Source organism: Mycobacterium sp. MMS18-G62, from assembly GCF_053877835.1.
The window spans coordinates 1,820,472-1,842,516 of sequence record NZ_CM132662.1; the positions used below are offsets into that span (position 1 = coordinate 1,820,472).

Sequence of the window (22,045 nt, forward strand, 5' to 3'; positions counted from 1 at the left end):
CATCTGAGCTGTTAGGTTAATTGAGATGACAGCGTCATCTGAAACTCAAGAGCTGGCCGTGATCACCGGTGCCTCCACCGGCATCGGCGCGGCCACGGCACGCGAGTTGGCGCGTCGGGGGTTCCACGTCCTCGCCGGTGTCCGCCGAGACCGGGATGCCGACGCAATCCGGGGGCCCGGTATAGAGCCACTGATCATCGACATCACCCACCCGGGCCACATTCAGGCGCTAGTTGCTCGGGTGCAGGCGGACCCGCAGGGCCGCGCAGTGCGGGCGCTGGTGAACAACGCCGCCATCCAGGCCAACGTGCCGGTCGAGGCCTTCGCGATCGATGAGTGGCGACACATGTTCGAGGTCAACCTCTTTGGCCATATCGCCGTCACACAGGCGCTCCTGCCGGCCCTGATCCGCGGCAAGGGTCGCGTGGTCAACATCAGCTCCGTGGGCGGCAAGGTCGCCATGGCCACCTACGGCCCATACGCCGCCACGAAATTCGCGCTCGAAGCGGTCAGTGACTCCTTGCGACGCGAACTCGCGCCGACGGGCGTCCAGGTGGTCGTGGTCGAACCAGGCGCCGTGCGAACCGAAATGCTCGACCGGGCGATCGCCACCGCCAGCGATCTGGTGACGGCCATGACGCCCGAGCAAAGCCAGCGCTACGGCGAAATGGTGCAAGCCGTCAACACGCAGGCTGCGTCATCCACCAAGTCGGGCGTACCCGCTGACGCCGCGGCCAAGGTGATCGCCAAGGCAATCACGGGTCGAAAGCCGCGCACCCGCTACACCGTCGGCCGCGAGGCCGCAATGATCCGCCTGGTGCGCTTCCTGCCCGACCGGACACTGGACCGCATCCTCAGCGCCGCGCTGCGTCCTCACTATCCCAAGGGCAGCAGGCACCAAGACGTGGCCACTGCGCGGCGGTAAGTCTGTGTTCATCACCGGCCCGCTAACGGTCCGAAATCACCTGTCGCGCATCGCCGTTCACGATAGCCTCCAGCCCCAAACGTGTCGCACACCAGTAGTTCGGAGCGCTCCACGGGTTGTCTAGCCGAATCAGTTCGGCATGCTCTAGCACCTGCAGGGCTTCCAGTACTGGCACCCGCACGGCGGCGGCGTACACCGACGCCCGGCGGTAACTGCGAAACAGCCAATCCGCTATGTGGGCCTCTGTGACGTTACCTCCGCGTTTTGGTCCATCCGGGCCGAACGCCGACATGATTTCGCCGGCCAGATCCGCCGGCGACAAGGCATTCAATCGCGCCAATTCGACTTGCGCAGGATCACTATCCAGCACGTGGCCGTGGCTTTTTCGAACGTGACACGCGGCTACCCTCCTCTGAGACACCCGGGGGCCCAACACATTACCGCCGCCGTCAACGACCGTCACCGCCAGCGATCCTAGCCGCCCGTTCAGCTCGTCGACGCGTGGCTGTCGGAGTCGGATCTGACGATCGCGGTCCAGGCGGCGGGGTGCCGACAACATGGATCCGTCAACTGGTGCTTGACGGATCGCCATATGTAAATCCATCATTGACGTATGTCCGGTTCGTTCACGGCGACTGGTCAGCAGCTTCACCGCCAGCTTGGCCAGATTCTCGCTGCCCCGGTTCTACGTGACGAGAACGATGCGCTCGAGTTGGTGCGTGCAGCGCACGAGGTCCAGGACCGGGCTGAGGCGTTGATGGCCGCGGCTGTGCAGCAGGCGCGAAAGACGGGCCGAACGTGGCAGGAGATCGGCGAGGTGCTCGGTGTCTCGCGTCAGGCCGCTTTCCAGCGATACGGCAAGCCGATTGATCCGCGAACGGGAGAAGTCATGAATACCAGTGCACTTCCTGAGGCTGACGAGCTGGCCAGGACGGTCATCGGCGATCTTGCTCATGCCCGGTGGGCTGATGTCAGCGCTCGCTTCGATGCCACGATGCGCGACCGGCTCACCGAGGAAGGGCTTGCCGAGGCGTGGGCTCACATTGCGGGGTTGGCTGGTGCCTACGAGGGCCACGGAAACACTGACGTCGTGCGCGCCGGCGACTTCACCATCACCAACACGCCATTGACCTTCGAGGCCGGTGATTTCGTCGCTCGCATCACCTTCCGTGACGATCGAACGATTGCCGGGCTGTACATCCTTAATCCCGACGCGGCCGGCGCTGGTGGATCGGCCGCCATGTGAATCAGTAAGCCGCCCAAGCGAATCACATAGACGCGCGGCCCGCCACAAGCGGATGAACGATCGCGGGCATGCCGCGCCACACAAATTCCTCGGCTGAGATGTCAAATCCGCAGGCGCGCATCAGCTCAACGGTCGGGCGGTTGCAGCAGCAGCCTCCTGCGAAGCGGCGCCACGGTCCAAACATGTAGTCCTGGCACGCCGCGAGGAATCGCGAGGCCGCGCGCACGTGCTCGACGAACAGCAACTGTCCGCCGGGGCGCAGCACGCGCGCGATCTCGCTCAGAGTCTGCTCGGGGTCGGTGACGGTGCAAAGTACAAGCGTCGAGACGACGGTGTCCACCGACGCATCCGCGAACGGAAGTCGCTCCGCCGGCGCGTCGACAATCCGCGCGACACGCCCCAGCCGATGCAGGCGATGCGCGAGTCGACGGCGCATCGCCGCATCCGGTTCGGTGAGCACAAGCTCTGCGATCCCATCGGGGTAATGCGCAACGTTCAGCCCGGTCCCAGCGCCGATCTCGACAACCCGCCCGCGGGCGTTGCTCACAAGATCCCTTCGCCTTCTGCGCATGCCTGCACGCTCGCCGAGCCAGACAAACGGGTCGTACACCAACGCCATAATCCTCAGCCAGGTTCTTGACTGAGGGCTCGCGTCATGTTCGGTGCTGGCAACGTCTGTCATGCGGAAAAATGTAGAAGCCGCCGCACCGTGCGCGCATCGCTCGATCCGGCCATCTCTTGCCGATGGCCCGTACCGGCTACCTCAGAGGAGTCCGAGCCGTGCGGCCTCTGCGACGGCTGCCGTCCGCGATGTGCGGCCCAGCTTGCGGCGAATGTTGGCGACGTGGCGATGAACTGTATGCGAGCTGAGCACCAGCTGCTCTGCGATCTCGCGATCGCTCAAACCCCTTGCGACGCAGGCAATGATCTCCCGTTCACGACTGGATAGCAGGACGTGATCCGGTTCCGCTGCATCGCGCGGCGCTGCCGGTTTGGGTGCCAGCGATTGTTGGCACGCACTGACGACGGAGTCGACGTCACCGTGCCAGGGGAAGTGTGCGCTGCCCCGCAGCGGGATGAACGTCGCGCCGGGGATCGCGGCCGCGACCTCCCGCCCTAGCCGGTAGGGCACGGCGCGGTCGTCTCGTCGATGTATGACCAGCGCCGGAACACGAACAAGGGGAAGGTGTGCCCGTACGTCAAGTCGATAGACGAGTTCCAACAATGCGGCAGCGGTCTCGGCGTTCGTCGCCTCCCGCTGGAACCGTGCGAAGTGTTCTTGCTCAGAAGAATCAGCACCGCCGAGGAAGATATCGCTGAGCAGACGCGAGCCGAGCCCCCAATGCGCGCGCACCGCAGCGAGAATGGCATTCGTCACGCCCGGCGCGGCAATCGCCGCGCCATTGGGATACGACCCGTACAGCACCAGTCGCTCTACGCGCTCCGGAAATGCTGCAGCGAACGCGACCGCCGTGCAGCTCCCGCATGAGCCTCCGAGGAGCGACACACGCTCAAGCCCGAGCTCGTCGAGCAGGGCACGCAGCGTCGCGACTTCTTCATCGATGGTCAGATCCGACCCGCGCATCGTGCGATCCGACATGCCTACACCGAGGCGGTCGTAGCGGATTACCGAGTATCCGTCCCCGACGCCTTCCCAGAACCGCCGAAAGCCGGCGCTCTGCCAGTCAAGTTCGAGGTGGCTCACCCACCACGCCGGGGCGACCAGCGGCGGACCGTCCCCACGTATCTCGTATGCCACGCGACGGCCGCCATGAGGAAGGAACCGGATCTCAGACTTCCCCAGCATCGGGAGAGCTTACGCCGCGCCCCTGACCAGTGAATAGAGCCTAATCGGGGCTATGGATGGAGCCGCCCAGAGTGGGCCGAGGGCAGAGGGCCGGTTCGCCTGCGTGCCATGGACGGCAAGAACAGGTAATTGACTACTCACGACCAGGCATCTGCACGGTGACACGCTGACGGCATCTGACCGTACTAGTGGATGGAGTATCTGAAATGTGGCTAGGTGCAATCAGAATGGTCGTCGAAACGAAGGACTCGTTGGACGCTGGGACCGACAGCCTCGTCCAAGCCACCGTCGTGAGAGATGGCGCCGACCTGCGCGTGCTGAACTTGGATTATCCGACGGAGGATGATCTCGAGCGTGGGGCGATCCGAAACTATGACTACATAGGCCCCACGCGGCTGCCGCGGCGAAACGACAAGACACCCGAACTCCCGCCCGGCGTCGGCCAGAATCCGATGCCCTATCCGGGGTATGGATTCGAATTCTCCAACGGAATGAACGGCCACCTCGTTCTCCGGTTGACGATTCGCGGCGACGACATGTGGATCAAGGACAACGTCGACTTGTACGCCAGATTCATTCGCGAAAAAGCCACCAGCTTCGACACTCTCGCGTGGGTGGAGGACTCCGACTGGACTTACATTGCCAGCTGGAGCCGCGACGTGCCCATGAGCACCGACTCAGATGAAGGCTCTACCACCTGGAATCTGCGGCTCACCTAGAAAGAATCACGCCGGAAGTGAGTCGATCGAGCGTTCGTCTGCTTCGGCTGCGTTGAGACGCCGCCAGAAATCGGTCAGATCGACATCGTTTGCCTGCCGCGGTCGGCGGCGGTGGAACCGGCCGTCGTCGTAGCTCTGGGGACAGCGGAACTTGTGCAGCGAGAGGCATCGAGTGGGCCAGCGTGATTCACTGACGCTGTCGAGGTCGACGACGGCTCGGGTGCGACGGTCGATGGCAAACCGGTTGCCCTGAAACGTGGATTCCGTCAACTGTTCTGATGCGTCAAACAGCAGCCAGCCACCGTAGACGGTGCGCAACCACACCGTGTCCACCTCGCAGTAGCGACACGGTGCAATGACGGACGGCCCGTTGCTGTTGCCCACTGTGTGGTCACGGTAGGAGGGACCCCTGACAAGTCGCGTCCTACACGCCGAACCACAACCCTGGAGGCAACCGGTTCGTGGCTGCGCTCACCGTGCCGCCGGTACGGTTGATATCCAGTGCAGCTGTGATGTGCGTCCGGCCTGGTCGGACGCCAGGAAAGAGTGATACACGCGTGACCAATCAGGACCAGCCCAGCGGCGGGAACCCGCGTCCGCCGGTCGACCCGTCGACTCATCGCGCATTCGGCCGGCCCGACGGCGTCGACGGATCATTCTCTGGTCCCGACGAACGGCGCGACCAGGGCGAATACACGCCGACAAACCAGGCGCCGGAGCCGGTTCTCGCCGAAGCCTTCGGCCCGGCGCTGGACGTGGACTCTCAAGCCGACGCTGAGCAGCCCGATGCTGCGTTGCCTGGTCCCGAGCCCGCCGGGACCCCTATCCCATACGCCCCGGCGCCGCCGCCGGTCGTGACGAAGAAGCTCGGCGTGCGGGACGTCCTGTTCGGTGGCAGGGTCTCCCGGCCCGCGCTGATCATCCTGGCGGTCATCGCGCTGATGATCGGCCTCGTAGGCGCCTGGGTGGGCCGCAAGACCGCCGAGGTCATCGAGGCGTTCACCATTCCCAAGATCACGCTGAACACCACCAACACCGATCACCTGCCTGACGGCCGGATGGCGAAAGTGGCTGCGGCGATAGCTGATTCGGTAGTGACGGTGCAAGCGCTCAGCGATTCTGAAGGTGCACAGGGCTCAGGCGTGGTCGTCGACGGCCGTGGGTACGTCGTCACCAACAACCACGTGATCTCCGAGGCCGCAACAAGTCCCGACAAGTTCAAGCTGACCGTGATCTTCAACGACGGCAAGGAGGCGAAGGCCAACCTCGTCGGGCGTGATCCGGAGACCGACCTAGCGGTGCTCAAGGTCGACAACGTCGACAATCTGACGGTCGCGCGACTCGGCGACTCCGACAAGGTTCATGTCGGTGACGAGGTGATGGCGGCCGGTGCCCCGCTGGGCCTGCGCAGTACAGACACCCAGGGCATCGTCAGCGCGCTGCACCGCGCAGTGCCGCTGTCAAGCGACGAGTCCGACACCAAGACGATCATCGACGCGGTGCAGACCGACGCGTCTATCAACCACGGCAACTCGGGCGGCCCGCTGGTCAGCATGAGCGCCGAGGTGATCGGCATCAACACCGCGAGCAAGTCGCTGTCGGACAGCGCCAGCGGCCTCGGCTTCGCGATCCCGGTGAACGAGATGAAAACCGTCGTCGAGACGTTGATCCGCGACGGCGAGATCGCACACGCCACGCTGGGTCTGACCGCAGAGCCGGTGAATGACAGCGGATCGGGCGGGGCAGTGGTGAAGAAGGTGAACCCCGGCGGTCCCGCCGATCGGGCAGGGATCAAGGAGAACGACGTCGTGGTCAAGCTCGGCGACCGCACGGTCAACAGCCTCGACGAACTCACCGTCGCGGTGCGTCAGCTCAAGATAGGTCAGGACGCGCCGATCGATGTGCTCCGCGACGGCAAGCGCATCACGCTGACCGTCAAGCCCGATGCTCGCAAGTCAAAGTGACCGTCGTGATGCCCGCAGGTTCGATGCCGCAACGCTGAGAACTCGCGCGGCGTAATGGTCGACGCCGCCGCGAATTTGAGCTCTACGTCGGCGCACGGCGGCCCGCCGGATGACAGGGACGAGCCCGTAAAAGGTATGACGATGTCGCTTCAGCATTACGCCCGCTGCGACGCCACAAACGAAGCCAAGGGCAAAGATGCCGCGCGTGCGTCGCTTGTTTCGCCGCGCCACAGTCGATCTCCGGAATAGGCCCACCGCGACGATCACCGCGACCCCGACGAGCAGCCAGACAAGGTATGCCGGTCCGGCCGCCTGCATGTCGCACCCTTCCGCGGTGGTTTGCGTAGAACCCGCTCGGCCGATCCAATCACCGCGTTCGCCCAGCTCGCAGAGCTGCGGCCACTTCGTGACCCAATAGACGATGAAGCGTTAGCGGGCAGGTATGCGACGCATCGGCTTTACTTAGAACGACTAGTAAAGTAAGTGCTCGAGAATGCAATCGCCCCCACAGGAGGATCGACCTCGTTATGCCGCAACTGTTGCTCTACGGGCCGTGGGCCATGGTCACCGGCCTCACCGCGCTCCTCGCGTTGGCACCGCCCGCGGCAGCGGATCAAGACGCCTATCTGCAGACGCTTCGTGGTAAGTGGCCGTCCCTGAGCGAACAACAATTGCTCGCCGAAGGCAGAAAGGTCTGCAACGCCACCCACAGCGGAATGACCTCAGCGGACGCGACGATCATGGTGCAAAAGGATCTGCAGATGGGCGTGCCCGAAGCATTGGACGTTGTCAGTGCTGCCGTGGTCCACCTCGGCTGTTAATGCGCGTCGGTACGCTAATCGCTTGACCCGCAACGATTTTCGGCTTGACCACTCGTCGTCGTCGAAGGTCACACCCCGGAGATGATCTGCTGCCGGGTTGTCATGTATTCCGCTTCAGAGATCGCGCCGTTGGCGCGCAGGGCATCCAGCTGCTGCAGGCGGTGCGAAGCCGACGCTGCGGGCTGACCCGACGGAATCGATGACACGTGCACACCGCCGTTGTGCTGCCATGGCGCATTCGTGCCGGCCGACTTTTCGCCGAAATTCAGCAGCCCGAGCCGCAGAAGAAGCAGCAGCACGCCGATCCCTCCGAACGGCAACCCGAAGTACATCCAGCTGCCGGGTACGCCGTACTGGCTCAGCACGACAAAGCGCATGAGTATCGACAAACCGAACACGGCGACTATCGCTCCGATCGCGATCGCGACTTTGTTGTTCATTTCGTATTCCTTCGTTCGAGTCCGCCGCCGGCGGCAGCGGTGTTCTGCAAGCGAAACCGGCTTGCGGCGCTACCGATCACAAGATCGGCGCACGCTCGTCCAACCTCTCCCAGGCATTCCACAGCCGTCGTCCAGGTGGCGGGTGACTTGGTGTTTTGTGGGCGTACACGGGAGTAGACGCACTAAGCTTTTGATCGCATCCTGACCCGATGACGGTTTGCTGATGCCCGAGGCATACCGCCCGTGCACGCACACTTGGATCTGAGCACGGCCGATCTGCCTGAATGTCGGCCCGATACCCCTGGCCGAGGTAGTGACCTGAGGCGGGAGGACAGTGCGGTGTCACGGTCGAGCAGCCGGTCTCTCGGGGCCACGACCGTTGGGATGCTGACCGAACCGAAAACATAAGGGACACCGATGGATTACGACGACCCCGATGAACGCGTCGCTGAACTGGAACGTCAGCTGCGTGAGGCGAGGGCGAAAGCCGGCGATGAGCACGCGCGCCGACTCGCCCAAGCGTTGCAGGACGGTTTGCGAACCGGTGTTCCTGCAGGACCCGATGGACCGTCGGGGTCCGAGGCGTCGCAGATTCGAGAGGCGCTCTTGCGCGCGGCGGCCGAGGCAGGTATGTCGCAAACGCAACTCGACGACGCTCTGCGGCATGCAAATGTGACGTTCAAGACGGGGCATTCGGTCGTCTCTTACACGCCGGCCGCTTCGGTCGACCGAACCGTGTTCGGGCTCCGACGCAGGAACGGCAAGTTCGTCAAGGCAGATCTCTTCGGTGCGATCGCCGGGGTGATCGGCGTCGTTGCCGGCGGCGGGTCGGCACTGACGGCAATGTTGCCGTCCACCGCGTTGTGGACCAGCGCACTCGTCTGCGGCGGACCGAACCAACTGATCGTCAACACGTCTCATTACAGCTACGCACCGGGCCAGTCCGGGTCAAGCGTCAACTTCCAGTGCCTCAGCGGCAACGGCGCACATGATGCCAGTTGGCTCGCGATCAGTGCGTGGCAGAGCTTGGCGATTGCGCTGGTGCTGGCCGGCGTGGTGGCCGTCGGTCTGCTGATACGCCGCCGCTCGCGCAATGAGGCGGTGACAAAGTCGAATGCCGTCATTGCCGGATCACTTGGTGCTTTGGCGCTCACGATTGTGGTGGCAATTTCGTGGCTTGCGTTCATGGGATTGTCTAGGCCAACCCAGATGCCTTACGGCGGCAACCTCACCATCAAAGGCAACGGCGAAACGAAAGCGGTTGCATGCAATGACGGAAACTTGACGGTCGACGGACGCGAGATGACGGTGACGGTCAGCGGCCACTGCAAACGCATCTCGGTTGACGGTGTGATACATCACGTCACAGTCGATTCTGCTGACGCAATCGACGTCGACGGCGTCCACAACACGGTCATCTACCACTCCGGTTCGCCACAAATCACGAACGACGGCGGCCAAAACACCGTGCAGCAAGGCTGAGCGCGCACCTTTACCCGCCGGCGGCGGTCACCACTGTGATCGGGCACCGCACCCGTTCGGCGTTAACGCTTGACGAGCCGCGGTAGTTCAGCCTGGCGACGACGAACCAAGCCGGCAACGAGTCCATGCCAGAGCCGCTGGCAGGTGCGTCCATCGGCAGCGGCAATTCGAACGGCACCGCAACCGGGACACCGATCCGAAGTCGAATGCGCTTGGCCAGCTGGATGATTGGTCCGTCGATCCGAACGGTCAGCTCTTCACGTTCCCAGTGCACGATGAGGTCGGCATAGGCTCGGGGGTACACCGGTGTCAGGTTGACGTGTCCGCGGATCACCTCGCCAAGCCGAAATACCGCCCACGGCATGGCGATATCGACCACGGTCTTGCCCGAAGGCGCGGCATTGCAGTGCGACCTCACCAAGGAGCCCGGACCTACGGCGTCACCGTGACCGTCACCGGCTCGTCACGGAGTAATGGTGGTCTGGTCGTCGATGACGTTGGCGGCGGCCATGGTTTGATCCAGTTCGGCCGCGGGCGCATCCGCGTTCAACTGAAGCACGAACAATCCGGTCTGCGCGGGGATCACCACAGTCTTCTGTGCGATCACGCGCTTCTGGCCCGCTTTGGTGTAGTTGCCGCCAAGTTGATAGGCCTGGAAGCCGCCGAGGGTGCCCGCCGTCCCCCCATTACCGAGCGGTTGGTAACCGGGCAGATTCTTGAGCTCGCCAGGGGCGTATTCCAAGACCTTGGCCGGATCCACGTTGCCGCTGAGCTTTGACACGAGCGCGACAATGGTCGGCGGATCCTGCGGGTCGGTGGCCTGGTGGTAGACAATCCCGCCGTACGGTGCGTTGTCGCTTTCTGGAACCTGTGTCCAGCCATCGGGAATCGGTAGGTCAATCGTCGGCGCGCCGGCGTCGCCGTGGTGGATCGCCGTTTCTTGGATCTGGTTGTCCTTGATGTAGTCGGCGATTGTGTAGTTGGCGCCGGAAGCCGGCGCAGTCGAGGTGGTCGGCTTCGACGATGTCGCTGTACTCGTGGTCGTTTTCGTCGCGCTTGACGACGACGACGTCGTGGTCTTTCCATCGGAACCGCAACCAACGACCCCCAAGCTCATCGCCATCACTGCCATTGCGGCGCCAGCGACCGTTGTCAGCCTTCTCATCCCGTGTTCTCCTTCGCTGAGGCTTCTTCCGTCGAAGCCCGCTGGTCGAGGAGCCTATGGTCGCCAATTGGAATCCGATTGGAGGCGAAGGAGGTTTGCGAACCGGCAGCGCGGTTCACAGGTCTTTTCCAGGGTTCCGCCACGCGAATGAGTTGTGCAGCGCGTTTGCTGGCTACCAGGTATGGTCTGCCGAGCAGTCGATGTCTCCTGGTCAGGTGTGATGGTCGCGTACTTCCTATCCGGTGCGGTCGAAGCCCGCATCGATGGTGCAATTGCACCGCTCGGGGGGCCGAAGCAGCGATGCGTGCTGGCCGTACTGCTTGCCAATCCCGGCACAGTCGTCAGTGTTGACCGGCTTATCGACGCGGTGTGGGAAGACGAGGCACCGGCGAAAGCCTTGACCTCAGTTCGTGCTTACGTCGCAAACCTGCGCAAGAGCCTGAGTTTCGGTGCGGAGGCGACCGCTGCGGGGCCATCGCGGCTGGAATCCCGGCAGTCCGGCTATCGACTGAATCTTGTCGACGACGATTCCGTCGATCTGCATGAGTTCGAGACGTTAGTCAAGGGCGGCTACGGCGCGTTGGGCAAAGGTGAGGCGGCCGAGGCATTCGACGTACTGACGGGCGCCTTGGCTCTTTGGCGGGGTGACCCATTCGGCGAATTCACGTACCGCGACTTCGCGCATAGTGACACCCTGCGATACGTCGAGCTGCGCAAAACCGCAGTCGAGACACGGTTCGACGCCGCGCTCCGGATCGGCGACGGCCGGGAACTCATTCCGGAGATCGAAGCCGCCATCGCACAAGACCCGCTTCAGGAGCGGCTGTGGGCGCATCTGATGCTGGCGTTGTACCGAACCGGTCGACCGGCCGAAGCGGTCCGCGCGTACGACCGCGCCTGTGCGGTCCTGGACCGTGAGATCGGCACGCAACCCGGAGAACGTCTGAAAATCCTCTACCAAAAGGTCAGCGACGGCTCCGCGGAACTTCTGCTCGACGCACGAGCCCCGCAGCGGATCGACCTTCGAGGCGGCGGGACGTCAGGGCGAATCCCGTTCGTCGGCCGTAGCGCGGAACGGGATGTGATTGTTGAATCGATTGCGCAATCGAGAGCTGGATGCGGTGGCCTGACACTGGTCACCGGGGACAGCGGCATCGGTAAATCATCACTCGCACAAGCCGTTTGCGACGACGCGATCTCAGCGGGCATGACTGTCGCATGGGCCACGCATCCCACGGACATCCAGCTACCGCTGATGTGGACGTGGATCCAGGTCCTGCGGCAGCTTGGCGGCGACCTCGGCGAGCCGCTACGCGACACGCTACGCCGGACGAGCCCAGGCGTCATCGATGCTTTGGTACCGGAGTGGGACGACCGCCGCGACCCGACGTCGATGCGTGCTCCCGCAACCGGTTTCGATTTGATCGAAGGCGTCGTCACGTCGGTGCGGACGGTGGCCTCCCTGCAACCGATACTGCTTATCCTCGACGACTTGCAGGTCGCCGATTCCGAATCACGTGACGTACTCGCTCTTCTCACCGATCACCTTCCCCGCCTTCCCGTTCAGGTGATCGGCAACTGGACATTCCTTGGCCGAGACCGACCGGTGAATCGCGGCTCCTTTGAGCGGCTGATGAGGTCGAATGGGGTCACCACAGTGCATTTGAGTGGCCTCGAGCATGACGCCGCAGACGATCTGGTCGAGTCGCTCGGCATCTCCGCCCCTTCGCCGGTCCTGGACTATGTGTGGACCCGCGCCGCCGGTAATCCGTTCTACATCAAAGAACTCGTCCGCATGCTCGCCACCGCGAAGGGGCTTGAGCGCGTGCCGGAATCAGGCGAGGACAACGTATCCGAGGCTGTTACCGGAATAGTAGGTCGACGGCTGGGGGCGCTTGACCGCCAGTGCCGGCGTACCTTGGAAGCGGCCGCGGTGGTCGGGCCCCAATTCGATGTCATGGCCCTGGCGGACATCGTCCATCTGTCTACCGTGACGGTGCACAGCCGGCTACAGCCGGCCTACGAGGCGGGACTGATTGACGAGAGTCCCCGCACGCCAGGACGATACGGATTCAGCCACGGCCTTCTCCGGGATGCTGTCCTGGCTCAGGTGCCGCCCACCGACCGCGCGCGCATCCACGCCTCCATAGCGACGAGCCAGGCTGCTGCACTTGACACCGCTGCTTACGAGGATGTCATCGCGGCTGCCGATCATGCCTGGCGCGCAGGCACGGAACTCGACGCAGACCTGGGCCTCGACATCCACGACGCGGTTATTCGACGAGCTCTCATTCGAGCCGCCTACAACGACGTCGCGGTGCTCGCCACCCATGCACTGGACATCTGCCGCCGCATGCCGCCGAAGCCCGAATCACTTGAACGCCAAGCCACATTGTGGCTGCACCTGGCATCGATGAGATCGATTCTCGACGGCCAAAGCAGCACTAGCGTCGGCGATGCAATACGACGGGCGTTCGAGATCGGCGAACGAGCCAAGGGCCGGAACTTCTACGGCACCGTCGCATTGCAGTGCATGTTGCTCTGCGGGCAAGGCAGAATCGACGAGGCGCAGGCGCTGGCAAGCGGGCTCGGCGACCAATACGCCAAGAGTCACGATTCCGACATCGGAGTGGCAAGCCATTTCGTCGAAGTCATGATCCACGGCCTGCGCGGAAACCTCGACGCGCAAGATGCCACCGCCCGCAAGATGCTTGCCTTGTTCCCGCCGCCGGATGATGTGGTCGACCCGCTCCAATTCTTCCACCCTCGGGTCTACTGCTGGCTGGGCTTGGGCCAGGCCATCCGCGGCAACGCGGACGCGGCCCACGACTACTGCCGAACCGGTCTCGAGTTGGCCCAAGCTCGCCACGATCTTTTCAATGTGCTCGCCGCGAAGCTCACACGGGTCGAGGTCGATGCGGTCCTTGGCGTTCTCGACGGCACCGCAGCCGCCGCCGATCGTGTGTACGAAGAAATGAATGCGGCCGGCGCCCACCAGTGGGCAGCGTGCGCCGCCATGGTGTCCGTTTGGGCAAGAACGCTCACCAACGAAAAGGCCGATGCGGACAACGCATTTGAGGCGTTCGACCTTTACACCAGCGATGGCAGTACCGTCATGACGCCCTTCTTCCTCGCCCTCCTCGCCGACATCGAGCAGCATCACGGCCGCGGCGGCCGCGCACGCGACCTCCTTGTCCGCGCACAAGCCGTCGCCCGCGCCACCGGCGAACACGTGTGGGACGAGCGGCTCGCGCGCCGCATCGCAGACCTCTCCGAGGCTGAACAGTGGCGTGGAATCCAATCGGATTCCAATGCCGAATCGCTACCTTGGCCCGCGGTTGAAGCGTCCGACCATTCGATAGGAAGCTGACGATGACTGCTGCAACGACACCCGAACCCAACGAACCGCCGCCACCCCAACGCGGGCTCACTCGCGAGGAACGGGGTCGAGATGTGAGTGCTGCCCAAGCCGAAGCCGAGGCCGAAACCTCGATGGGCAGACAAATTTTGAAGACCATGAGCTTGCGGTTCGTGCTGTCGCAGGCCGACGGCTATCCGGTGGGCATCAAGCAGTTTCTGCAGTTCTGCCTGATCCTGATCTACCCCGCGTGGCTATTCGCGGTGCTCGCCGGCGCGGCGGCATTCTGGGTCCTGTGGGTGTTGTTCTGGCCGGTGCGGGTGTGGTTCAAAAAGACCAATCCCGAAGAATATGAAGCCAATAAGCAGAAGTACGCGGGGAAGTAGGCAGACCCGTGCGTCTGTTCGGTCACTCCGGCGGTGTGCGTGTTGAGGTAAGTCCTGCCGTGGTGTCGCCGAGACAGCCGGTGCAAGCCGCATTCACCGTCGAAAAACCGGTCACCAAGGTGTCCGGTGCAGTCGCCGAGTGGGGATACACGAACTTCTATCGTTACCGCTGGGCCGGACGAGCCGACGCCGCCGCGGCAGTCGGGAACGACTCGTTGTTGACGCTTGACCAAGTGGGCACCGACTACGGCAGCGAGCGTGACACCGACGATTGGGTCGCAGTCACAAGGATTGAGTTATCGACTGCCGGTGACGAATTCGCGGGCGGGGCCGCCACCTTCACCGTCCCGTCCTGGGCCGCGGCATCCTCGCCGTTGACCGCTCAATGGTCGTGCCGGTTGATGATCCAGCGCAGCGGACGGGACATCGACGCGCGGGGCGACTTCACAGTGTGGGTCGGCCCGCATGACGTCGAAGTCGACGAGGCGCCCATGGAGCGAACGGCGGGAACGGGTGAGACCGACATCGACATCGCCATACCGACGCCGCTGTGTTGCGCCGGCCAGACCGTCAACGGCCATATCACGCTGACTCCGCGCTCGGACCTTCCCGACGGTGACGTGGCGGTCTACTGGCAGCGTCAGCGCGACTCACATCCGCTGACCCGTTCGCCGGCCGCCCCCGCCGTGCTTGACGGACGCCCCGTGCACCTGGCGAAGGGAATCGCACTTCGTGCGGGGTCGCCTGTGGTGCTGCCTTTCGCGCTGGAGTTGCCCGCTGATGCCGCACCGACCGCCTCCATGGTGCATTCCTCGTTGTCGTGGTTCATCGGGGCTCGCATGTTCTACAAAGGTTTCAGCAGCCATCTACCCGAACGCGTACGGCGCCCGATCGTTGTGGTGAACGCGTTGACGCGCCAGGGCTAACTGGCCCCGGCTGCCAGCCAGTCGTCGAACGTTGTCGGGGCGATGCGGGCGTTTTCGCCGGGCAATAAGACATTCCCGGCCATCGTCTCGTCGAACATGCCGGACCACGTCGGCACAAGCTTGACGGTGTGGCCGCGAACGTCGTTGGTGCGCCGTGCCATATCGACGAGGTCTTGCGTCTCCGGACCGGCGACGTCGACGTAGCGGCCCTGCGGCTCGCCGGTCGCGATCTCAGCCAAGACATCGGCGATGTCGTCGGGCGCGATGGGCTGAACAAGTAGCGGAGCGATGGTCGCGACGCCGTCCTGCTCCGTCCAGCTGGCGACCATCGCGGCGAAGTCGTGAAACTGCGTGGCCGGGACAATCGTCCACGGCACGCTGCCCTGCTCGATCAGGCGCTCCTGTTCACGCTTACCGGCGTAGTGCGGATTGCCTTCTATTCCATGGATCCCGACGATCGACAACAGGACGTGGTGGCGCACGCCGGCGCGTTCCTCGGCAGCGAGAAGATTGCGTGTGGTGGTGCCGAAGTAAGCCTGCGTCTCATCCCGACTGATCGGCGGCGCGCTGATCGCATCCACCACCGCGTCAACGCCGTCGAGCGCCGAGTCCAGGCCGTCACCCGTGGTCAGGTCCACGCCCAGCGACCGGCTGATGCGGACGACCTCGTGCCCGTCTCGTTCAAGGGCCGAGACCGTGCGTGCCCCGATGTTGCCAGTCGCGCCGGCTACTGCGATCCGCATATCGCGAATCTATGACATCGCGGTGGCTGGGGGAGATGCAGCTCACATCCAGGACTGTCACATCTTGCCGGACCGCGGTGTCTACGAGGTGTAACACCAACAACCTGACAGGAGTTCACCATGGATGCTCGTTTGAACATGTTCGACAGTCCGGTCGGGACCAAGTTCTGGAAGTACATCGTCTCGGCGGGCAAGGTGATTTCGGATTCAACGCTTACTGCGGCGACGCAGGAGCTGGTGAAGATCCGCGCTAGCCAGATCAATGGCTGCGCCGGGTGTCTCGACATGCACACCAAAGAGGCCGCGCTCGCCGGCGAGACGTCGACGCGCCTCAACCTCGTCGCGGCCTGGCGGGAGGCGAAGGTGTTCACCGAGGCCGAGCGCGCCGCCCTGGAGTTGGCCGAACAAGGCACCCGCATCGCCGACGCTGCAGGCGGTGTCCCCGACGACGTCTGGGCCAACGCCGCCAAGCACTATGACGACGATCAGCTCGCCGCGTTGGTCTGCCTCATCGCATTGATCAACACCTTCAACCGCGGGAACGTGATCCTGCAGCAGCCCGCCGGCGACTACGAGCCTGGCCAGTTCGGGTAGCGGCGAGACAATGCTCGCGCGACCTGATCAGGCGTCGGTCCAGCTCTGCAGGAAGGCTTCGGTGACGATCGCCGCGTTGTCCGCTGCAAGCTGCTTGTAGACGAGGAATGTGAATGGGTAGCCGGGCAGGTGAAGCGGGTCACCGGGGCCGTCGGACATGCCGCGAATGCCAAGGAACGGGATGCCGTGCGCCTCGGCGACCTGCTGCGCCGCCGCGGTCTCCTGGTCGACGGCATCCACGGCCAGAGGCGCGTTCGTCAGGAATCCCGTCAAGTTGCTGAGCAGTCCGAACGCGAGGAACGGTCCGACAGCCTGAAAGAAGTTGCCCGTAAACAAGATTGAGTAGTCAGGCGCGGCGCAGGGCTGGGGGCCGAAGATATCTCCGCCGAGGGGGATGGCGGGGAAAGCGGTGCCGTTGTTGTTGTCGTCGCTGGAGCCGTCGCCGCCGACGAACAGTTGCGGCACGCGCATGAGGTCGACCTGCGGGCCGGCCAGCAGGCCGCAATAGCAGGTCGGATCTCCGATGGAGTCGGTACTCAACAGGTCCACGCGCAGGGCACTGGCGGCCGCGAGCATGCCGGGATCGACCGCGTGCCAGGTTGCGCCGTCGTCGGACGTCCATCGTGCCGGAACGGCCACAGAACCGATCTCGGTGCGTCCGGACCCGCCTGCGACACCGGAGAAAACCACTGCGCCGATGGAGATTCCGGATTCGGACGTGAAATGGTCGAGCGCTACTTCGGTGGTTTCGGTGGCGTTGACCATGCCGATGCCCGTCATCGCGACGATGACCTTCTTGCCGCCGAGTGTGCCGAGGTAGAAGTGATGGCCGTCGACGACTACGGAGGAGTTCGGGTCGAGCGTCGTGCGGGCCAGAACGGCGTCGGCTTCGGCCGGGAACGCGGACAGGATCAGCGTTCGCTCTTCGGTTTCCACGCTGTCTCCGTCCACAGAAGAGAACAGGCCGAGCTCGCGGTAGATGTCGGGGCGCACCACCGGTGCTACGGAGTTGATCGACAGGCCCGAGACGGCCCAATCGTGGAATTGCCCTTGCCCCACCACCATCGAGATCGGTGCACCGACGTCCACCGCGCGCTGATGTAGCAGCAGATTGTCGGGCAGCAGCATCTCCTCCGATCCGATGTAGATCGTGGTCGGCGGCAGTGCCTGTAGCACATCGGTTTCCATGTACAACGGGCTCACCCGGGGATCCTTCAGATCAGTGATGCCGTCGTTCGTGTGACTGTTTGCGGTCCAGAAGCCGAGGTTGTCCGGATCGAAGAACGGGTCGTCGATGGTTTGGATATCGGGATTCGTCAGCGACATGTCCGCTGCACCCGAGAGCAGGACCATGCTCGCCGGAACGGCGTCACCGCGCAGGATCAGCTCTCGTACGGCCCCGAAGGCGTACGTGTAGCCCGCCGAGTCCGCGTAGACGCTGACATTAGCCGCGCCGTGCTGGTCGATCTGCTGCGAGATGAAGTCCGCCATCGCCGGATTGACGTTGAGCGCAGATCCGTCTGCGGTGGTCGCCAGCGGATACAGCGGCACGACAACGGTCGCACCGGTCTCGCGTGCCATCTGCGTGTAGTCAACCCAATTCAACAAGTTCGGCTGGAGGATGAAGCCTCCGCCGTGTATCGCGACCACGGTCTTGCCGGTCGGATCCTGTGGGGCGAATTCCCATACCTTCCAGACGTTCCCTGGCGAAACCTCGAATTCTGTCTGACGTGTGTTCAATCCGAACGTCACAAAGAATGGAGGGGTATCACTGGACATCAAGGTTCCGAGAATGCCGGTGAAATCCACGCCGATGGCGGCGGAAATATCGCGGACGACACGTAGGCCGAACAAGGTCAGCTGGTCGATCAACGTCGGCGGCGCGGTGTACGTAAGCGTGTTCTGCGTGGCGGCGGCGACCAGCGGCGCGCTCGACGTCTGAGCCTCGACCGGCGCGTCGGTCAGAGAAGGCGATCGCACGTCGGGGTCGAACTCGCGACGAGCCGACGCCAGCAGTGCCCATGCCGCCGGTCCTTCGGTGGGTGATCCGGGCGCATCGGTTGCGCCGAATGGGCTGAAGATCGCTGTGGCAATCCCCGACACAAGATCGGTCACCGCACTGACCGGACTCGGTTCGGGCGATGTCGACGGCAGGGCCACCTGCGTGCTCGCCGCGGTGGGCGACTGAGACGGTGTCGTGGCGATCGCCACGGGTGCGGTGACGGCGTCGGTTGGATCGGCCGCTGGGCTGGATGCCTGGTGTTCTGCCTCCGCGCTCACCTTCGGTTCAGGGAGCGTGGCCGCCGGCGGTTTCGTCTTCGAGGGCTCCGCCGCCGTGTGGTCCGACCCCTTGGGCTTGACGTTCGGCGACGCCGGCGGCTCCTCCGCATCGAGGCCACCCGTACCCAGCACGACGCCCGCAGGTGCGGCGCGCACCTCGCCTTGCTGCTGGCCGGAGCCATCGGTCGTCGCGCCGGAGGCCGACGTCGTCGTGGCGTTGTCGCCCGGCTTCTCGGTACCAGAGGGGTCGGTCTCGACGCCTGCTGTCGCCGTGTCGGCACTAGAACTCGTGGAGGTCGTTGACGCCGTGGCGCCTCCAGATTCGTCGGCCCATGCGACGCCGTGGCCCCAACCGGCAACGACGGCAGCGCCGACGCCCAGCGCGACGGCCAAGCCGCCGACCCGACCCACATACGGCATGCACCGCATTCGCTAGGTATATCGCCCCTGGTGGATCGACATGCCGGGAATGTACGAACCGGTGTCACCGCAATTCAAACCGGGTATTCCGAGCAAAACGATTGGAGGTGGCAAAGTGGCCAAGGATCACGGTCCAAGCGTCAAGAACGACAAGCAATACGAGGGCCTGCGCAAGAAAGGCATGAGCAAGGCTCGGGCCGCGAAGATCGCCAACACGCCGGGCGCATCCAAAAAGGGCGGCAAGAAGGGCGGCAAGAAGTCCAGCTAGCGCGGCGCGTACCACCCGCTGTGCTCCGTCGTCACCGCCTGAGCGACCATAAGGTCGACATCAACGAAAACGGCGAACGGCAGACCGCGCGATGGACGAACAAGTCAATAGCAACGCAACCGGATCGGCGGACATCGGCTCGCGAATCGACCCGGTGCTCGCCAGGAGCTGGTTGTTGGCCAGCGGCGCGCATGCCGATCGCTTCGAGGCCGCCACGCGGTCGCGTGCCGATGTCGTTGTCCTCGACATTGAAGATGCGGTCGCCCCCAAGGACAAGCCTGACGCGCGCGACAACGTCGTGCGCTGGCTGGACGCCGGACACACCGACTGGGTCCGCGTCAACGGCTTCGGCACCCCGTGGTGGGCCGACGACCTGAAGATGCTCGCAGGTACCTCCGTGGGTGGCGTGATGCTGGCGATGGTCGAATCGGTGGACCATGTCACCGAGACCGCCAAACGATTGCCGAACGTGCCGATCGTCGCCCTGGTCGAAACGGCGAGAGGCCTAGAACGCATCACCGAAATCGCCGCCGCCAAAGGAACATTCCGTCTCGCCTTCGGCATCGGCGACTTCCGCCGTGATACGGGATTCGGGGAAGACCCGGCGACCTTGGCCTATGCGCGGTCCCGCTTCACCATCGCCGCCAAGGCGGCCCACCTGCCGAGCGCCATCGACGGGCCCACCATCGGCTCCAACGCACTCAAGCTCATCGAGGCCACCGCCGTGTCCGCTGAATTCGGCATGACCGGCAAGATCTGTCTCAACCCGGAACAGTGCTCCATCATCAACGAGGGACTCTCCCCGTCGCAAGACGAAATCGCTTGGGCCAAAGAGTTTTTCGCTGAATTCGAACGCGACGGCGGCGAGGTGCGTAACGGGTCCGACCTGCCGCGTATCGCGCGCGCCAACAAGATCCTCGAACTGGCGCGCGCCTACGGCATCAAGGTTTCCGAATTCGACGACGAGCCCGTTCACATGCCCGCCCCATCGGACACCTATCACTACTGACTCAGGTTCCGCAGAACGTTCGGTAGTCGCCGAAATCGTCGGGGGCCGGTTCGGCATAGCGTTCTAGGCCAGGCCGCTCCGCGTACGGCGAAGTCACCGCAGCCAGCACTCGCTCGAGCGGACCGAGCTCGCCTTCCGTCGCCGCGGCGAGAGCCTCTTCCACGAGATGGTTTCGCGGTATGTACACCGGATTGACCCTGTCCATCGCCTCGGCATCGGGACCCAACGCTCGCCACCGCGACAACCATGTGTCGAATGCCGCGAGGTCGATGAACTGGCCGCGGACCGGTTCGGTGTCCCCGCGAGCCGCCCGGCCTAGCAACCGGTAGAACGACGTATGGTCGACTCGGCTCTGCTGAAGCCGCTCGAGAAGCTCAGATATCAACGGCGCCAACGCATCCGGCTCGGTGTCAGCCAGGCCGAGCTTGGCTCGCATACCGGCAGACCACGCGTCGCCGTAGTGGTGGCTGAAGCGGTCGAGTGACTCCTGTGCCAGCGCGAGCGCCTGGTCGGCGTCCTCGGAGAACAACGGAAGCAACGTCTCGGCGAAGCGCGCGAGGTTCCACGCCGCGACCGTCGGCTGGTTGCCGTACGCGTAGCGACCCCACGAGTCGATCGAGCTGAACACCGTCGCGGGATCGTAGGCCTCCATGAATGCGCATGGTCCGTAGTCGATCGTCTCGCCGGAGATCGTCATGTTGTCGGTATTCATCACCCCGTGCACGAAACCGACGAGCATCCATCGCGCCACCAGCGAGGCCTGGGCGGCGAGCACCGCCTCGAACAACGCGCGGTAAGGGTTTTCGGCGGCAGCGGCGTCCGGGTGGTGTCGCGTGATCGCATGGTCGGCGAGGCGCCGCAACAAGTCGACGTCACCCGTGATCGCGGCGTACTGGAAGCTGCCCACCCGCAGATGGCTGCTCGCGACGCGCGCCAGCACTGCCCCCGGCAGCACCGTCTCCCGTTGCACGGGACGGCCCGTGGCAACCACTGCAAGCGACCGCGTCGTCGGGACGCCGAGCGCGTGCATCGCCTCGCTGACGATGTACTCCCGCAGCATCGGACCGACCGCTGCCAGGCCGTCGCCGCCGCGCGCGAACGGCGTCGCTCCGGAGCCCTTGAGGTGGATGTCCCGCAGATGTCCGGCGGCGTCGACGACTTCGCCCAGCAGAAGTGCGCGTCCGTCGCCCAGCCGCGGCACGAGCCCGCCGAATTGGTGCCCGGCGTATGCCTGCGCGACGGGGTTGGCTTCGCCGGGCACCTGGGTGCCCGTCAGCAGCTGCACCCCGTCGGACGTCCGCAGCCACGCCGCGTCGAGCCCGAGCTCAGCGGAAAGCTGTTCGTTGAGGACGAGTAGTCGCGGGTCGGGCGCAGGCTCGGCACGCCAGCGCACGGCCATCTCCGGCAACTCACGGGAGAAGCGGTCGCCGAGCACGATCGTCGTATCGGGTGCAACGCTCACTTCACCCAGCGTACGGCGGTGGCATCCTGG

22 protein-coding genes are annotated in these 22,045 nt (G+C 64.3%); 12 read left to right on the forward strand and 10 right to left on the reverse strand.

The genetic code is table 11. The features are described from left to right. The first annotated feature begins 25 nt into the window (after nt 1-25). Nucleotides 26-925: an SDR family NAD(P)-dependent oxidoreductase gene (locus ACWW36_RS09045; protein WP_456141208.1), complete on the forward strand. Its 900-nt coding sequence runs from the start codon at nt 26-28 to the stop codon at nt 923-925. A gap of 22 nt (nt 926-947) precedes the next feature. On the opposite strand, the gene ACWW36_RS09050 is transcribed toward ACWW36_RS09045, so the two are convergent. Further along, nucleotides 948-1,388, reverse strand: a complete 441-nt coding sequence (locus tag ACWW36_RS09050; RefSeq protein WP_456141209.1) for a hypothetical protein — start codon at nt 1,386-1,388, stop codon at nt 948-950. Nucleotides 1,389-1,538: 150 nt separating this feature from the next. On the opposite strand from ACWW36_RS09050, the gene ACWW36_RS09055 reads away from it, so the two are divergent. Next, nucleotides 1,539-2,171 (forward strand): DUF3887 domain-containing protein, encoded by a 633-nt coding sequence (locus tag ACWW36_RS09055; protein WP_456141210.1) that lies wholly within the window; start codon nt 1,539-1,541, stop codon nt 2,169-2,171. Nucleotides 2,172-2,193: 22 nt separating this feature from the next. Here ACWW36_RS09055 and ACWW36_RS09060 read toward each other — a convergent pair whose 3' ends face one another. Beyond that, a complete protein-coding gene (locus ACWW36_RS09060) occupies nt 2,194-2,853 on the reverse strand; it encodes a class I SAM-dependent methyltransferase (protein WP_456141211.1) in 660 nt (219 codons plus the stop codon). Nucleotides 2,854-2,934: 81 nt separating this feature from the next. Then, entirely contained in the window at nt 2,935-3,978 is a 1,044-nt protein-coding gene (locus ACWW36_RS09065; protein ID WP_456141212.1) for an alpha/beta fold hydrolase, read from the reverse strand. 227 nt (nt 3,979-4,205) lie between these two features. Here ACWW36_RS09065 and ACWW36_RS09070 point away from each other — a divergent pair, with 227 nt between their 5' ends. Then, nucleotides 4,206-4,697 (forward strand): hypothetical protein, encoded by a 492-nt coding sequence (locus tag ACWW36_RS09070; RefSeq protein ID WP_456141213.1) that lies wholly within the window; start codon nt 4,206-4,208, stop codon nt 4,695-4,697. 6 nt (nt 4,698-4,703) lie between these two features. Here ACWW36_RS09070 and ACWW36_RS09075 read toward each other — a convergent pair whose 3' ends face one another. Continuing rightward, on the reverse strand, nt 4,704-5,021 hold the full coding sequence (locus ACWW36_RS09075) for a hypothetical protein (protein ID WP_456141214.1): 318 nt from the start codon (nt 5,019-5,021) through the stop codon (nt 4,704-4,706). 233 nt (nt 5,022-5,254) lie between these two features. Between ACWW36_RS09075 and ACWW36_RS09080 the strand changes: the two genes are divergently transcribed. After that, entirely contained in the window at nt 5,255-6,661 is a 1,407-nt protein-coding gene (locus ACWW36_RS09080; RefSeq protein ID WP_456141215.1) for a S1C family serine protease, read from the forward strand. A 527-nt stretch (nt 6,662-7,188) separates the two neighbouring features. Beyond that, nucleotides 7,189-7,482 (forward strand): DUF732 domain-containing protein, encoded by a 294-nt coding sequence (locus ACWW36_RS09085; RefSeq protein ID WP_456141216.1) that lies wholly within the window; start codon nt 7,189-7,191, stop codon nt 7,480-7,482. A gap of 68 nt (nt 7,483-7,550) precedes the next feature. Here ACWW36_RS09085 and ACWW36_RS09090 read toward each other — a convergent pair whose 3' ends face one another. Beyond that, nucleotides 7,551-7,922, reverse strand: coding sequence for an SHOCT domain-containing protein (locus ACWW36_RS09090; RefSeq protein WP_456141217.1), 372 nt, complete (start codon nt 7,920-7,922; stop codon nt 7,551-7,553). A gap of 417 nt (nt 7,923-8,339) precedes the next feature. Here ACWW36_RS09090 and ACWW36_RS09095 point away from each other — a divergent pair, with 417 nt between their 5' ends. Then, nucleotides 8,340-9,404, forward strand: a complete 1,065-nt coding sequence (locus ACWW36_RS09095; protein ID WP_456141218.1) for a DUF3060 domain-containing protein — start codon at nt 8,340-8,342, stop codon at nt 9,402-9,404. Nucleotides 9,405-9,414: 10 nt separating this feature from the next. Here ACWW36_RS09095 and ACWW36_RS09100 read toward each other — a convergent pair whose 3' ends face one another. Then, on the reverse strand, nt 9,415-9,822 hold the full coding sequence (locus tag ACWW36_RS09100) for a hypothetical protein (protein WP_456141219.1): 408 nt from the start codon (nt 9,820-9,822) through the stop codon (nt 9,415-9,417). A gap of 45 nt (nt 9,823-9,867) precedes the next feature. Then, nucleotides 9,868-10,569: an LpqN/LpqT family lipoprotein gene (locus tag ACWW36_RS09105; RefSeq protein ID WP_456141220.1), complete on the reverse strand. Its 702-nt coding sequence runs from the start codon at nt 10,567-10,569 to the stop codon at nt 9,868-9,870. A 181-nt stretch (nt 10,570-10,750) separates the two neighbouring features. On the opposite strand from ACWW36_RS09105, the gene ACWW36_RS09110 reads away from it, so the two are divergent. From ACWW36_RS09110 to ACWW36_RS09120, 3 genes are read left to right on the forward strand one after another with little or no spacing between them, the layout of a single operon-like run. Then, entirely contained in the window at nt 10,751-13,939 is a 3,189-nt protein-coding gene (locus ACWW36_RS09110) for a BTAD domain-containing putative transcriptional regulator (protein WP_456141221.1), read from the forward strand. A gap of 2 nt (nt 13,940-13,941) precedes the next feature. Beyond that, complete coding sequence (locus ACWW36_RS09115; RefSeq protein ID WP_456141222.1) at nt 13,942-14,313, forward strand: hypothetical protein; 372 nt, start codon at nt 13,942-13,944, stop codon at nt 14,311-14,313. Nucleotides 14,314-14,321: 8 nt separating this feature from the next. Then, nucleotides 14,322-15,239, forward strand: a complete 918-nt coding sequence (locus ACWW36_RS09120; protein WP_456141223.1) for a hypothetical protein — start codon at nt 14,322-14,324, stop codon at nt 15,237-15,239. Here the strand turns inward: ACWW36_RS09120 and ACWW36_RS09125 are convergent. Then, nucleotides 15,236-15,982 (reverse strand): SDR family oxidoreductase, encoded by a 747-nt coding sequence (locus ACWW36_RS09125; RefSeq protein WP_456141224.1) that lies wholly within the window; start codon nt 15,980-15,982, stop codon nt 15,236-15,238. The genes ACWW36_RS09120 and ACWW36_RS09125 overlap by 4 nt on opposite strands. A gap of 120 nt (nt 15,983-16,102) precedes the next feature. Here ACWW36_RS09125 and ACWW36_RS09130 point away from each other — a divergent pair, with 120 nt between their 5' ends. Next, on the forward strand, nt 16,103-16,576 hold the full coding sequence (locus tag ACWW36_RS09130) for a carboxymuconolactone decarboxylase family protein (RefSeq protein WP_456141225.1): 474 nt from the start codon (nt 16,103-16,105) through the stop codon (nt 16,574-16,576). Between the two features lie 27 nt (nt 16,577-16,603). Here ACWW36_RS09130 and ACWW36_RS09135 read toward each other — a convergent pair whose 3' ends face one another. Further along, entirely contained in the window at nt 16,604-19,285 is a 2,682-nt protein-coding gene (locus ACWW36_RS09135) for a phosphorylase family protein (RefSeq protein WP_456141226.1), read from the reverse strand. A 106-nt stretch (nt 19,286-19,391) separates the two neighbouring features. Here ACWW36_RS09135 and ACWW36_RS09140 point away from each other — a divergent pair, with 106 nt between their 5' ends. Beyond that, nucleotides 19,392-19,544, forward strand: a complete 153-nt coding sequence (locus ACWW36_RS09140) for a DUF7218 family protein (RefSeq protein WP_456141227.1) — start codon at nt 19,392-19,394, stop codon at nt 19,542-19,544. Nucleotides 19,545-19,635: 91 nt separating this feature from the next. Then, nucleotides 19,636-20,553, forward strand: coding sequence for an HpcH/HpaI aldolase/citrate lyase family protein (locus ACWW36_RS09145; RefSeq protein WP_456141228.1), 918 nt, complete (start codon nt 19,636-19,638; stop codon nt 20,551-20,553). A 1-nt stretch (nt 20,554) separates the two neighbouring features. Here ACWW36_RS09145 and ACWW36_RS09150 read toward each other — a convergent pair whose 3' ends face one another. After that, nucleotides 20,555-22,015: a protein adenylyltransferase SelO gene (locus ACWW36_RS09150; RefSeq protein WP_456141229.1), complete on the reverse strand. Its 1,461-nt coding sequence runs from the start codon at nt 22,013-22,015 to the stop codon at nt 20,555-20,557. Between the last annotated feature and the right edge of the window lie 30 nt (nt 22,016-22,045).

Bases quoted from the DNA above. Each gene is read 5' to 3' on its own strand.
- ACWW36_RS09045 (WP_456141208.1), top strand. From the start codon at position 26: ATGACAGCGTCATCTGAAACTCAAGAGCTGGCCGTGATCACCGGTGCC.
- ACWW36_RS09055 (WP_456141210.1), top strand. From the start codon at position 1,539: ATGTCCGGTTCGTTCACGGCGACTGGTCAGCAGCTTCACCGCCAGCTT.
- ACWW36_RS09060 (WP_456141211.1), bottom strand. From the start codon at position 2,853: ATGACAGACGTTGCCAGCACCGAACATGACGCGAGCCCTCAGTCAAGA.
- ACWW36_RS09065 (WP_456141212.1), bottom strand. From the start codon at position 3,978: ATGCTGGGGAAGTCTGAGATCCGGTTCCTTCCTCATGGCGGCCGTCGC.
- ACWW36_RS09070 (WP_456141213.1), top strand. From the start codon at position 4,206: ATGGTCGTCGAAACGAAGGACTCGTTGGACGCTGGGACCGACAGCCTC.
- ACWW36_RS09085 (WP_456141216.1), top strand. From the start codon at position 7,189: ATGCCGCAACTGTTGCTCTACGGGCCGTGGGCCATGGTCACCGGCCTC.
- ACWW36_RS09090 (WP_456141217.1), bottom strand. From the start codon at position 7,922: ATGAACAACAAAGTCGCGATCGCGATCGGAGCGATAGTCGCCGTGTTC.
- ACWW36_RS09095 (WP_456141218.1), top strand. From the start codon at position 8,340: ATGGATTACGACGACCCCGATGAACGCGTCGCTGAACTGGAACGTCAG.
- ACWW36_RS09105 (WP_456141220.1), bottom strand. From the start codon at position 10,569: ATGAGAAGGCTGACAACGGTCGCTGGCGCCGCAATGGCAGTGATGGCG.
- ACWW36_RS09110 (WP_456141221.1), top strand. From the start codon at position 10,751: ATGGTCTGCCGAGCAGTCGATGTCTCCTGGTCAGGTGTGATGGTCGCG.
- ACWW36_RS09115 (WP_456141222.1), top strand. From the start codon at position 13,942: ATGACTGCTGCAACGACACCCGAACCCAACGAACCGCCGCCACCCCAA.
- ACWW36_RS09125 (WP_456141224.1), bottom strand. From the start codon at position 15,982: ATGCGGATCGCAGTAGCCGGCGCGACTGGCAACATCGGGGCACGCACG.
- ACWW36_RS09130 (WP_456141225.1), top strand. From the start codon at position 16,103: ATGGATGCTCGTTTGAACATGTTCGACAGTCCGGTCGGGACCAAGTTC.
- ACWW36_RS09135 (WP_456141226.1), bottom strand. From the start codon at position 19,285: ATGCGGTGCATGCCGTATGTGGGTCGGGTCGGCGGCTTGGCCGTCGCG.
- ACWW36_RS09145 (WP_456141228.1), top strand. From the start codon at position 19,636: ATGGACGAACAAGTCAATAGCAACGCAACCGGATCGGCGGACATCGGC.